A 12,288-nucleotide genomic window follows, 5' to 3' on the forward strand; every position below is an offset into this window, starting at 1 on the left:
GCAGCCGGACAAGGCTGATTTCAAGTCATTCAATCATTCTAAATTCAATCATTCGCTCATGGCAACCCTTTCTACCACTTCCATAAACCGGCCCGTTCTGGCCGTGGTCATGTCGCTGCTGATTCTGGTGTTCGGCGGCATTGGCTTTTATTACCTCGGCGTCCGTGAGTTCCCGAGCATTGACCTGCCCGTGGTGACGGTCTCGACGACCTATACCGGGGCCAACGCGGACATCGTGGAATCGCAGATCACCGAGCCGCTCGAAGAATCCATCAACGGGATTGCCGGTATCCGGACGCTCTCCTCGTCGAGCCGCGACGGACGGAGTGTGATTACCGTTGAATTTGAACTGAGCGTCGATATTGAAGATGCCGCCAACGACGTCCGCGACCGGGTTTCGCGCTCGGTGGCCCTGCTGCCGCCGGACGTGGACCCGCCCGTGGTGGCCAAAGCCGATGCCGACGCCAGCCCCATCTATTTCGTGCAGTTGCTGTCCAGAAAACGGTCCCTGCTGGAAGTCAACGACATTGCCGTGCGGCAGTTCAAGGAGCGGTTTCAGACCATTCCCGGTGTCAGCAGCGTGCAGTTGTGGGGGGAGAAAAAGTACGCCATGCGGCTGCGCATCGACCCGGTCAGGCTGGCCTCCTACCGCCTGACGGCCGTGGACGTAGCCCAGGCGCTTACCCGGCAAAACATCGAACTGCCCTCCGGCAGCGTGGAAGGAGCCACGACCGAACTGACCGTCCGGACGCTGGGCCGCCTGACGACCCCGGACGATTTCAACAACATTATCCTGAAAGAACAGGGCGATCAGGTGGTCAAGTTTCAGGATGTGGGCTTTGCCGAACTGGCTCCGGAAGTAGAACGGACGCTGCTCAAACGCGACGGCATCCCGATGATTTCCATCGCCGTTATTCCGCAGCCGGGGGCCAACCAGATTGAAATTGTCGATAACATTTACAAAAAACAGCAGCAGATCGAAAAAGAACTGCCGCCCGACGTGAAAACCATGTTCGGCTTCGACTACACGCGGTACGTCCGCAAGTCGATTCTGGAAGTGCAGGAAACCATCTTCATCGCCTTTGTCCTGGTTGCCCTCGTCATTTTCGTGTTTCTCCGCGACTGGCGCAGTACGCTCATTCCGCTGACGGCCATTCCGGTTTCGCTCGTCGGGGCGTTTTTCATCATGTACGTCTGCGGCTTTTCCATCAACGTCCTGACCCTCCTCGGCATCGTCCTGGCGATTGGTCTGGTGGTGGACGACGCCATTGTCGTTCTGGAGAACATTTATACGAAAATTGAAGAAGGCATGTCGCCTTACCAGGCGGCCATCCACGGGTCCAAGGAGATTTATTTTGCCGTTATCTCCACGACTGTAACGCTGGCGGCGGTGTTTCTGCCGGTTATCTTCCTGCAGGGCATTACGGGCCGTCTGTTCCGCGAATTTGGCATCGTGGTGGCCGGTTCGGTGCTGATTTCGGCCTTTGTGTCGCTGACGCTGACGCCCATGCTCTCGGCCCGCATCCTGAAAGCCCGCCGCGCCGACGGCAAAAACCAGCATTCCTGGCTGTACCGGGTCACGGAGCCGTTCTTCGAGGCGATGGTAAGCGGATACGCCAACTCGCTGGCCGGCTTTCTGAAAGTCCGCTGGCTGGCCTGGGTGCTGATGGCGGGCTTCATCGGCGTTATTTACGGCCTGTTCAAGGCCAACGCCATTCCGTCGGAACTGTCGCCGATGGAAGACCGGGGCGGGTTCCGCATTCAGGCCGTGGCTCCGGAAGGCGCTACGTTCGAGTATATGCTCGCCTACACCGACCAGGTGGCGAAGTTTATCCGCGAAAAATACGCGCGCAGTGAAGTGATGGGCATCACGGCCGTCACCTCGCCCAGTTTCGGCTCCGGGGCCACCAACTCGGGGACCGTCCGGGTGCTGCTGAACGACAGGCCGCCGCGGACCAAGAGCCAGCAGGAAATTGTGGACGAACTGACGCCGGACATCAAGAAGTTCTCGGGTGCCAAAGCGCTGGTGGTGCAGGAACAGACCATCACGACCGGAGCCCGGACGGGCGGTGGCGGCGGTCTGCCCGTTCAGTTTGTGATTCAGGCCAGCAACTTCGACAAGCTGCGCCAGGCGGTGCCGGAATTCATGAAACGCGTGCAGGCGTCGGAGAAATTCTCGGCCTCGGACGTCAACCTGAAATTCACCAAGCCCGAAATCCGGCTCGAAATCGACCGGGCGAAAGCCATGAACCTCGGCGTGTCGGTGCAGGATGTGGCCCAGACGCTGCAGCTTGGCCTCTCGGGGCGGCGGTTCGGGTACTTCATCATGGACGGCAAGCAGTATCAGGTTATCGGTCAGATCGACCGGCCCGACCGCAACGACGTGACGGACCTGAAGTCGCTGTTTGTGAAAAACAAAGCAGGGGAACTTGTTCAGCTCGATAACCTGGTCAAACTGACGGAGCAAAGCACGCCGCCCCAGCTGTTCCGGTACAACCGCTATGCCTCGGCCACCGTGTCGGCGGGTCTGGCCAAAGGCGTGACCCTGGGCGACGGCATTTCGGAAATGGAACGCATTGCGGCGGAAGTCCTCGACCCGTCGTTCTCCACGGCCCTCGACGGTACCTCCAAAGAGTTCCGCGAAAGCTCGTCCAGCCTGTACATGGCCTTTGCGCTGGCGCTGCTCCTGATCTACCTCATTCTGGCGGCGCAGTTCGAGAGCTTCGTGGACCCCATCATCATTCTGCTGACCGTGCCGCTGGCCGTCTGCGGAGCCCTGCTATCGCTCTGGGATTTCAGCCAGACGCTGAACGTCTTCAGCCAGATCGGCATCATCACGCTCGTCGGGCTGGTCACCAAGAACGGAATTCTGATCGTGGAATTTGCCAACCAGCGGAAAGAGCACGGCCTCAGCAAGCACGAAGCCGCGCTGGAAGCCGCTACGGCCCGTTTCCGGCCTATCCTGATGACCAGCCTCTGCGCCGCCCTCGGTCTGCTGCCGGTCGCTCTGGCGCTCGGGGCCGGTTCAGAAAGCCGGGTTTCGATGGGAATTGCCGTCGTGGGCGGGCTGCTGTTTTCGACCGTCCTGACACTTTACATCATTCCGGCCGTTTACACGTATCTGTCGAAAGCGTACAAGCCGAAGCCGGAAGAACAGCAGGTGGCCGAGCTGGTTTAACCAATCGCTGTCTTTTGGAAAGCCGCCGGTTTCCCCGGCGGTTTTCTTTTTTATGCCTCCGGGGAGCGTTTCCTGTCACACAATCAGATTTTAAGCCGGGCATTCAGGCCGTCCTGATTTCTGCGTACTTTTCGGTAAGTACGCGACACATTAGATGAAAGAAATTTCTCCCACACAGGAATACACCGATCTGCTTTACGGTGTTCTGAATACCTCCCTGAACGGTACGGTTGTTTACGAAGCCATTCGCGATGCCGCCGGTCGCATTGAGGATTTCAGGGTGCGCCTGTGTAATCCCGTGGCCCGGAAGGCCATTCTGGAGCGAACCGGCCACGATATCAGCGGGAGTACGCTGCTCACGGTCTACCCCAGCAGCCGCGAATCCGGCCTTTTTGCCACCTACGAAGCCGTCACCGAAACGGGCAAAACCCTTCGGACCGAACATTATTACAGTGATTTTGACGTCTGGTACGATGTAGCCCTTGCCAAACTCGGCGACGGCTGCGTGGTAACGTTCATCGACATCAGTGCTTCCAAGCAGGTTCAACTCAGCAGCCAGCACACGGCGAATCTGCTCCAGGCCGTTCTGGATGGCGCTCAGGCCGGAATTACGTCCTATCTGGCCGTCCGGGACGAAACCCGCCGCATCATCGACTTCGAGATCCAGGCCGCCAACCACGCGGCCACCCTCATTACGGGCCGGTCGGCGGAGGAACTGGTTGGCAAACGGATGCTCACTCTTTTTCCGCATAGCGTGGAATCCGGCCTGTTCGGACGGTACTGCGACGTGGTGGAAACGGGAGCTTCGCAGCGGCTGGAAATCCAGTACGAAGGAGACGGCCTGAAGACCTGGCTTGACCTGACGGTCGTGAAACAGAATGACGGCTTCGTGCTCACATTTCTGGACATTTCGGAGCGCAAGCACGCCGAACTGAAACAGCAGCGGGATAAGGAGCGCCTTCAGGCCGTTATGGACCTCGCCCAGACGGGTATTTTTCTGTTCGCGCCCGTCCGGGATGAAGCTGGCAACATTACTGATTTCCGTTTTACCAATACCAACACTGCCCTGGCCTCGTACGTCGGCCAAACGCCCGAAACCCTCATCGGCGACCTCGGCAGCCGGTGGTTTCCGGGTTACCAGACCAACGGACTGCTGGACGCCTACCGGCGCACGTACGAGGAAAAGCAGCTCCATCGGTTCGAGTTTCATTACTACGACGACGGCATCGACGCCTGGCTCGACATTCAGTCCACCCGACTGGAAGAAGAGGTACTGGTTACGTTTTCGGACATTACGATTCTGAAAAAAACCGAACTGGAGGTTCAGAAACAGGCGGCTTTTCTGGAAAAGGTCATTAACGGCTCCCTGAACGGGCTGATCGCCTGCGATCCCGTCCGGGACGAAACCGGGGCAATCGTCGATCTGCGGATCACCCTGGCCAACGAGGCGGCTTCGCAGATGAACGGCCGTTCGATGGAGCAACTGGTGGGGCACACGCTGATGGAAGTTTTTCCTTCGCTGGACCAGACCCGCCTCATGCAGGTCTACCTGCATACTTCCCGGACAGGCGAAATACAGCGGATTGAGGAGTATTACCATTACGACGGCATGAACAGCTGGTTCGATGTCATCGTCACCTCCCTCAGCGAAGGGCGAACCCTGATCTCCTTCATGGATATTACCGACGGCAAAAAACTTCAGGGCCAACTGGAGGAGTCGGTTTCCGAACTTCTGAAATCCAACGAAAACCTACAGCAGTTTGCGTATGTGGCTTCCCACGATTTGCAGGAGCCGCTGCGCAAGATTCAGGCGTTCGGCGATATGCTCAGCCAGCAGCTGGCCGCCCAGGTCGAGCCCGAGCAGCTCGACATCATTCACCGCATGCAGAACGCATCGGAGCGGATGCAGGTGCTGATCCGCGACCTGCTGACGTATTCCCGGCTGACTACCAAGCGCGAGCCGTTCCGGCCGGTTGATTTGCAGGAAATTCTGGCCGAAGTGGTAGCGGACCTCGAAACGACCATCCGGGAGAAAGCGGCCCAGCTAACCCTAAAACCGCTGCCGACGGTCGTAGGCGATGCCCTGCAGCTGCGCCAACTGTTCCAGAATCTGCTGTCGAATGCCTTGAAATTCACCCATCCCGACGTTCCGCCGGTTATTCAGATTACCTGCGCCAAAGTGAGACGGTCGGAGGTGCCGGCGCTGAAAGGAAGCGGCCCCGCCGACTACTTCGCTATCGGGGTGAAAGACAACGGGATCGGCTTCGATGAGCAGTACCGCGAGCGCATTTTCGGTGCATTCCAGCGCCTGCACACCCGAAGCCAGTACGCCGGAACCGGTATCGGACTGGCAATCGTGAAAAAAGTGATCGACAACCACAACGGGGCCATCACGGCCAGCAGTCGGCGGGAAGAAGGCGCCGAATTCACCGTTTATCTGCCCGACTGGCAGGATTTTCCCTACCAGGAAATCACCTGACGATCTTTCCAGAACTTTCCGGTTTCGGTCAGCGGGGCTTCCGTAGCCAGCCATACGATCGGCTCGGCCCCTTTCTCAACGGGCCGGGATGCTTGGGAGCCGCCCATGTCCGTCTGCACCCAGCCGGGGTCTACGCAGTTTACGGCGATGTTCTGCCCCTGCAGCGCCCCGGCGAACTGCCGGGTAACGGCGTTCAGCGCGGTTTTGGAAATGCTGTAGGACGGAGCGTACGTGGACATGGAGTGCAGGGCCCCGGCGCCGCTCGACACGTTGATGATGCGGGCCCCGGACGGACTTTTCTGCAGGTAAGGCAGGAAATCCTGAATGACCAGAATCGGGCCGGTCACGTTGGTCTTCATCGTGCGTTCGAGCCGCTCGGTATTGAGTTTGGTAATATCGTCGCCGGAGTCTTCAAGGATACCGGCGTTGTTGATGAGGACGTCCAGGTGGTCGGCCTTTTGGGAGAACGTCCCAACAGCGTGTTTGATGCTGACCGGGTCGGTCACATCCATCTGGAGGTAAAACGCTTCGTGGCCTTCGCCGCACAGTTCTTCGGCGGCCGAACGGCCCATGGGAATATCCCGAACTGCCATAAAAACAGCGTACCCGCGCTGGCATAACTGTCTGGCTATTTCCTTCCCGATTCCGCGGTTAGCCCCGGTAACGAGCGCTACTTTTTCGTGCTGAGTGACCATACGAGCCCGTAAAAATTAAGTGGCTGGACGACGACCCGCAGGCATCATCCAGCCACTTAACATGATTCGACCCGGAAATTGTTTAGGCATCCCGAGCCTGTGGGACAGGCGGCGACCCTGTCGGCAAAGCCACATGTTTTGGTTGCCCAATCAATGGCCTTACGACGAAAAATGCCGCTCCGAATCTTTTCCCATCGACTGTACGACCCCGTAGGCCATGCGCGTCAGTTGCTTGGCGTTTTCTTCTCCGATCACGTCCGAATACCGGCGTACCAGCGTCCGCCAGGCGCGTTTGATGTCCGGCAGCAGGGCGACTCCCTTTTCGGTGGCGTAAACCAGCGTGTGCTTGCCTTCCATTTTGCGCTCCACCAGCCGCTTCAACTCCAGCTTCTCGATCAGACGGGTGATCGTGGAAGGGGTCAAATGCAGTTCTTCGCTAAGATCCTTCGGTTGAATTCCCGGATTTTCGACTGCCTCCTTCAACAGAAATGCATGGGAAGCGGTCAGCCCTAACTTTCCAAACTCCTCATCCGCAATGTTGGTCATTACCCGAGCCAGGGCGTTTGCCGTAAAATTCAGGCAGCCGCTGTACTTCGAAACACGTTTTTCCCCGGTCATAACTTGCCGTTTTGTTAATATCTGTTTTCTCCGTAAAGTAAACTTAGCGATTAATTTTTAAAGTTAACGTAAATAGACTAAAAATGTAGATTAAAATTAATTGCGTGCACGAGCAATAAGCCAATCGATTCAGTAATAGGCCGCAAAAGGAAAAAGCCAGGCGGGTTTTTCACCTGGCTCCTCCTACTTTACCACTAATTATCAGACAAATTTATCAGACAGCCGCCCGGCTCAGCGCAGCGGCAGATGCACCTCCGCCATCATGCAGCGGGCCGAACCGCCCCCGTTGCCTTCGATCATGGAAAGGTCCACGTGCAGCAGCGTGGCGAAGTCGTCGATGATGTCGCGCTGCCGGGCAGTCAGGGAGTTATGCGCGGCGGTCGACATGACCAGCAGTTTCTGCGCTTTTTTGGTGGTCACCAGCAGCATGTTCCCGGCAAACTGCGCCATTTGTTCGAGCGTAATCTCGAAGACGTATTTACCGGTATTTTCCAGCGATTTCCGGACCATCAGCCGCTCGTCCGGGTCCTTGATGGATGCCAGACAGATCACCGCGAATGTGTCGCCGATGCACATCACGACATTGGTATGATAAACAGGCATGCCCTGGCTGTCCACCGCCTCGAAACTGATTACCTTATAGCCCGTCCGGCGGCTGAACTCTTCCAGTACCTCCGGATGCGTCCGGGGCGACAGGCAGGCGTACGCAATGCGCTGCATCCGGTCGAGCACCAGGCTGCCGGTTCCTTCCAGAAATTTCTCTTCCTGCTCAAAGTGCGTCAGGTCCACCACTTTCGACACGTGGAAACGCTTGTTGAGGTCATCGATGATGTCCATGCGGCGTTCCAGACGGCGGTTTTCGGCATGCATGGGATACAGCACCACCGTTCCGCTGGCGTGGAAAGAAACCCAGTTGTTAGGAAAGATGGAATCCGGCGTGTACGGCTCGGCGGTATCCTCGTACAGAATCACGTCCACACCGGCCGCCGTCAGGTGGCGGGTCATTTCGTCAAATTCCCGGCGGGCGTTCTCCTGCGCCACCTCTTTGGTACGGGCGGCCACGGCAGCATCCTGAAACGCATTCGTAACGGCAGTCTGCTCATTAAACCCGAACCGAACCGGGCGAATCATCAAAATGTGAGAGGTGGCCTGCGATTGCATAAATTAAGTGGTAAGGCAGTATGTTGATAAGGTGCGAAGACGCAAACTTGCTCCCAAATTAATAGCAAAGTGTCAATTCGACAATGTTTTTCGCAAATGGACCTTCATTTAGAAACCGTCGCGCAGTAGCGGTAAGCTCATGCAGTGCGAACCGCCCCGGGCGCGGGAGAGCTCAGCCGACGGCAGCATGATGAAGGTGTTTTCGATGGTTTCCGGTGAGGCTTCGCCCCGTTCAAAACGCTGCAGCAGCTCGGCGGCCCGGACCGTCTCAAAACCGGCCGCCCGAAACGCCTCGGCGGTTTTGTCGTTGCGGTCGTAGCCAATCACGACGCCGTCTTTCAGGGCCAGCAGGTTGCAGGAGTCGGTCCACTGTTCGCGGGCGCCGAACGGAAACTCGTTGTTGCCCGAGTAAATGAACTGAACCGGGTCGGTGCAGCCGAGGTCGTTCCGGCTGATGTCCGCAAGCAGGTCTTCCAGGTTTTCGATTTCAATCGGCTTGTGTTCAAGCCCTTTGTAAAACTGCAGAATCCGCAGGTCCTCCGACACGTCGCGCGGGGCGAAGAAGTGGAGGACGTCCCGTTTTTTGGCCTCGTCGCCCAGCCGACCCAGCGAGGCCAGCAGCACCCAGACGTTCTTTTTGACCTGCGTGAAAATAGTGTCGATATGCATGTAATCCCGTTTTTTCGGGATTTTGATGATGGTCACGGTGTCCACCACGCCTTTGTCGAAGACCTGCCGCATGACCTGCTGGGCGGCGTAGAGCGTCGTCCGTTCGCTGCAACCGATGAGCAGGTGCCGGGGCGAAATCGTCATCACGTCGCCGCCTTCGAGCGTCGAACGCGTATAGTCGCGGGCCACATCACTTTCGGGCAGCAGAAAGTGGTGCTCGTTGTCCGGTATCTCAATGATTTTGTTGCGGTAGGGCGCAAACAGCGGGTGGTAGAAAAAGATGTACTGCGACAGCAGTGCCTCCCGGGTCCGGGCCAGCTTGGCGGGCTTGTTGAGCAGAATGTGGTCGTTGATGACGATTCCGATGTCCCGCGTAAAAATAAAATTTGGCAGGGGCGCAAACAGCATCGTCTTGCTGTCCGGCAGCGAGCCCGAAATCAGGATTTTGGCCAGTTCGGGCGGGTCGTAGGTCGAAAGCTGGGTCAGCGTCTTGAAGCTCGTGCGCTCCACGGCGCAGATGCCCGCAATGAGTTTGGTCCGGATCACCTCGTCCTCCAGAATGTCGGCCAGCAGCCGCTGGATATCGATAACGGCGTCGGAGTTGAAGTAGTTGGGATGACCGGGTTTGTAGAACGAACGGGTGGGATCGGCATCAATTTCGGCCAGTTTGCCCTGCACTTTTTCGGGATCCAGAAAATAAAGCAGCAGCTTGACGTAGTAGTCGTATTCGTCGCGGCGCATCGTGTCGATGTGCACAATATCTTCAAACAGCCAGTCCTGCGCTTTGGAGGGGACCACCTTGCCCAGGCCCCGGTCCGGACTGTGAATCAGCAGCCGCCTAAGTGTTCCAATTTCCGAAGTGACATTGATTTTTGACGCAACCGTTTGCGTTTTTCCATTTTTCATACAGGCGACATCCACACAGTGTGGCGGGTTGTTTGTGTGGCAAGTTACAGGATTGCCCTGTCAAAAAAAATGAAAACTCCCGCCGGAAAAAGGGGCCGCCGGAACGAAAAGTTTCCAATCATGTGTTACCAAAAAATACGGCTGCGGGTTGTCTTTGAAGGATTTATTGGCAAAAGGGCAAGTAACAAATCATCAGCAAAAATTGTTAAGCCAACGGAATAAATCTTTGTTTCCACTACCTTTGCGGCGCAAAATTCACCAGAAATCACTCTCTCAATATGTTAAGTATAAATAATTTACAGGCTTCGATCGGCGACAAAGAGATATTGAAAGGCATCAACCTGGAAATTAAACCGGGTGAGGTGCACGCGATTATGGGCCCGAACGGCTCCGGTAAGAGTACGCTCGCGTCGGTGCTGGCAGGCCGTGAAGATTACGAAGTGACGGGGGGTGAAGTACTGTTCAACAACAAGGATCTGCTGGACATGGCGCCCGAGGAACGGGCCGCCGAAGGAATCTTTCTGGCCTTCCAGTATCCGGTTGAGATTCCGGGCGTGAGCACGACCAACTTCCTGCGGACGGCCATGAACGAAATCCGCAAGTACCGGGGCGAAGACCCGCTGGACGCCGTGCAGTTCCTCAAGCTGATGAAGGAAAAAATGAAGCTGGTCAACATCGACCAGTCGCTGCTGAGCCGCTCGCTGAACGAAGGATTTTCGGGCGGGGAGAAGAAGCGGAACGAAATCTTCCAGATGGCTATGCTCGAACCGAGACTGGCGATTCTGGACGAAACCGACTCGGGCCTCGACATCGACGCCCTGCGCATCGTGGCCGAAGGCGTCAACCAGCTCCGTACGCCTGAGCGCTCTACCATTGTCGTGACGCACTACCAGCGCCTGCTGGACTACATCGTCCCCGATTACGTCCACGTCCTCTACAAAGGCCGCATCGTAAAATCGGGCCCGAAAGAACTGGCTCTGGAACTCGAAGAAAAAGGCTACGACTGGATCAAGGCGGAAGTGGAAACTGCGTAAATCGTTTAAGGTTCGGGGTTTAAAGTGTAACGCCAGTCTCCGTTACGCTTTGTCCTTTACACGTTAACCCGTATCGACGGACCGCCTTACACGTTAAACTTTAAACGAAAATGACCAATCAACCACATAACGACCTGAAATCCCGTCTGCTGTCCGATTTTCAAACGGCGGAGGAGCGGATGAATGGCGAGAGCAAGTCGGCCCTGCACCAGCTTCGTCGCGAGGCGCTTCAGGAATTCGACCGCATGGGTTTCCCGACTCTGAAACATGAGGAGTGGAAATACACCAACGTCAGCAGCCTTGTCCGGGAAGCGTTCGATTTCAACGCCCCCGCCGCCGTAACGGCCGAGGACCTCGAACCGCTGCAGATCAACCACCTCGAAGGCAATATTCTGTTTTTTGTTAACGGCCGGTTCCAGCCGCAGCTGTCGACAATCGTCAGCCCGGCCAGCCAACTGAGCATTATCCCGTTTGCCGAAGCGGTGAAAACGATGCCGGACCTGATCGAGTCGTACTTTGCCAAGTACGCCGACTACCGCGACAACGCCTTCACGGCCCTGAATACGGCCTTTGCCAACGACGGCGTGGTGATTCACGTTCCGGCGGGCAAGACGGTCGAGCAGCCGGTTGTGCTCCGCTTCATCTCCGACGCCCGTACGGCCAACGTCGCTTCGCAGCCGCGCAACCTGTTTATCGCCGGAAAAAATTCGGAGGTGAAAGTCGCCGAATCGTTCCGGACGATGGGCGACGGGGCCAGCTTTGTAAACGTCGTGACGGAGATCGTGCTGGACGAAGACGCCCGCCTGGATTATTACAAAATTCAGAACGAGTCGGACCGCGCGTACCATATCGGCACCACCCAGGTACACCAGAAAGACCGCAGCCATTTCTATTCGGCCACGGTGACGCTGGACGGCGGTTTCATCCGCAACAACCTCAACATTGCCCTCGACGGTCAGCACTGCGAAGCCTTCATGTACGGCATGTATTTCCCCAACGGCCGCCAGCATGTCGACAACCACACGCTGGTGGACCACCGCATGCCGAACTCCTACAGCAGCGAGCTTTACAAAGGCATTCTGGAAGACAAGGCCACGGGCGTATTCAACGGCAAGATTTTCGTGCGCCCCGACGCACAGAAGACCAACGCCTACCAGTCCTGCAAAAACGTGGTGCTCTCGGCCGACGCTCAGATGAACACCAAGCCCCAGCTGGAAATCTACGCCGACGACGTGAAATGCTCGCACGGCACCACGACCGGCAAACTGGACGAAGAAGCCCTTTTCTACCTCCGTTCGCGCGGTATTCCCAGAGACGAAGCCATGGCCCTGCTGATGTTCGCCTTTGCCGAAGACGTGATCCAGAACATCCGCATCGACGCCCTGCGCGAACACCTCGAAAAGCGGATTCAGGACAAACTTTCCCGATAGAAGGTGAAATTAAAAGTTAAAAATTAAAAGTTAAAAGTAGGTCTCCTGTTGCCTGGATCAGTGCGTAGCAGAACCTACTTTTAACTTTTAATTTTTAACTTTTAACTGAATCAGTTTC

The 12,288-nt window shown here is 56.8% G+C and carries 8 protein-coding genes; 4 read left to right on the forward strand and 4 right to left on the reverse strand.

The window, feature by feature from the left end:
• Positions 1–58: 58 nt before the first annotated feature.
• Both ORG26_RS05805 and ORG26_RS05810 read left to right on the forward strand, forming a co-directional pair.
• Positions 59–3,178 carry an efflux RND transporter permease subunit gene (locus tag ORG26_RS05805; protein ID WP_266367584.1) on the forward strand — a complete coding sequence of 1,040 codons (3,120 nt, stop codon included), beginning with the start codon at positions 59–61 and terminating at the stop codon, positions 3,176–3,178.
• 154 nt (positions 3,179–3,332) lie between these two features.
• Positions 3,333–5,657 carry a PAS domain-containing sensor histidine kinase gene (locus ORG26_RS05810; protein ID WP_266367585.1) on the forward strand — a complete coding sequence of 775 codons (2,325 nt, stop codon included), beginning with the start codon at positions 3,333–3,335 and terminating at the stop codon, positions 5,655–5,657.
• On the opposite strand, the gene ORG26_RS05815 is transcribed toward ORG26_RS05810, so the two are convergent.
• The 4 genes from ORG26_RS05815 to ORG26_RS05830 all read right to left on the reverse strand — a co-directional run bounded on the left by ORG26_RS05815 (position 5,639) and on the right by ORG26_RS05830 (position 9,706).
• Positions 5,639–6,352 carry an SDR family oxidoreductase gene (locus ORG26_RS05815; RefSeq protein WP_266367586.1) on the reverse strand — a complete coding sequence of 238 codons (714 nt, stop codon included), beginning with the start codon at positions 6,350–6,352 and terminating at the stop codon, positions 5,639–5,641. The two genes, ORG26_RS05810 and ORG26_RS05815, sit on opposite strands and share 19 nt — an antisense overlap.
• A gap of 159 nt (positions 6,353–6,511) precedes the next feature.
• The gene (locus ORG26_RS05820; RefSeq protein ID WP_266367587.1) at positions 6,512–6,970 is read right to left on the reverse strand and encodes a MarR family winged helix-turn-helix transcriptional regulator; all 459 of its coding nucleotides are present in this window, start codon (positions 6,968–6,970) and stop codon (positions 6,512–6,514) included.
• A gap of 231 nt (positions 6,971–7,201) precedes the next feature.
• Positions 7,202–8,131: a citrulline utilization hydrolase CtlX gene (ctlX, locus tag ORG26_RS05825; RefSeq protein ID WP_266367588.1), complete on the reverse strand. Its 930-nt coding sequence runs from the start codon at positions 8,129–8,131 to the stop codon at positions 7,202–7,204.
• Between the two features lie 108 nt (positions 8,132–8,239).
• The gene (locus ORG26_RS05830; protein WP_266367589.1) at positions 8,240–9,706 is read right to left on the reverse strand and encodes an arginine deiminase family protein; all 1,467 of its coding nucleotides are present in this window, start codon (positions 9,704–9,706) and stop codon (positions 8,240–8,242) included.
• 278 nt (positions 9,707–9,984) lie between these two features.
• On the opposite strand from ORG26_RS05830, the gene sufC reads away from it, so the two are divergent.
• Together sufC and sufD are read left to right on the forward strand one after the other, a co-directional pair.
• Complete coding sequence (gene sufC, locus ORG26_RS05835) at positions 9,985–10,740, forward strand: Fe-S cluster assembly ATPase SufC (RefSeq protein ID WP_266367590.1); 756 nt, start codon at positions 9,985–9,987, stop codon at positions 10,738–10,740.
• Between the two features lie 110 nt (positions 10,741–10,850).
• Positions 10,851–12,170, forward strand: a complete 1,320-nt coding sequence (sufD, locus tag ORG26_RS05840; RefSeq protein ID WP_266367591.1) for a Fe-S cluster assembly protein SufD — start codon at positions 10,851–10,853, stop codon at positions 12,168–12,170.
• Positions 12,171–12,288: the final 118 nt, after the last annotated feature.

Origin of the sequence: Tellurirhabdus rosea, assembly GCF_026278345.1 — a bacterium.
In the GTDB taxonomy this organism is placed as follows: Bacteria; Bacteroidota; Bacteroidia; order Cytophagales; family Spirosomataceae; genus Tellurirhabdus; species Tellurirhabdus rosea.

What these genes read in the sequence shown, in the direction of transcription:
- ORG26_RS05805 (WP_266367584.1), top strand. Translation starts at nt 59, where the DNA reads ATGGCAACCCTTTCTACCACTTCCATAAACCGGCCCGTTCTGGCCGTG.
- ORG26_RS05810 (WP_266367585.1), top strand. Translation starts at nt 3,333, where the DNA reads ATGAAAGAAATTTCTCCCACACAGGAATACACCGATCTGCTTTACGGT.
- ORG26_RS05815 (WP_266367586.1), bottom strand. Translation starts at nt 6,352, where the DNA reads ATGGTCACTCAGCACGAAAAAGTAGCGCTCGTTACCGGGGCTAACCGC.
- ORG26_RS05820 (WP_266367587.1), bottom strand. Translation starts at nt 6,970, where the DNA reads ATGACCGGGGAAAAACGTGTTTCGAAGTACAGCGGCTGCCTGAATTTT.
- ctlX (WP_266367588.1), bottom strand. Translation starts at nt 8,131, where the DNA reads ATGCAATCGCAGGCCACCTCTCACATTTTGATGATTCGCCCGGTTCGG.
- ORG26_RS05830 (WP_266367589.1), bottom strand. Translation starts at nt 9,706, where the DNA reads ATGAAAAATGGAAAAACGCAAACGGTTGCGTCAAAAATCAATGTCACT.
- sufC (WP_266367590.1), top strand. Translation starts at nt 9,985, where the DNA reads ATGTTAAGTATAAATAATTTACAGGCTTCGATCGGCGACAAAGAGATA.
- sufD (WP_266367591.1), top strand. Translation starts at nt 10,851, where the DNA reads ATGACCAATCAACCACATAACGACCTGAAATCCCGTCTGCTGTCCGAT.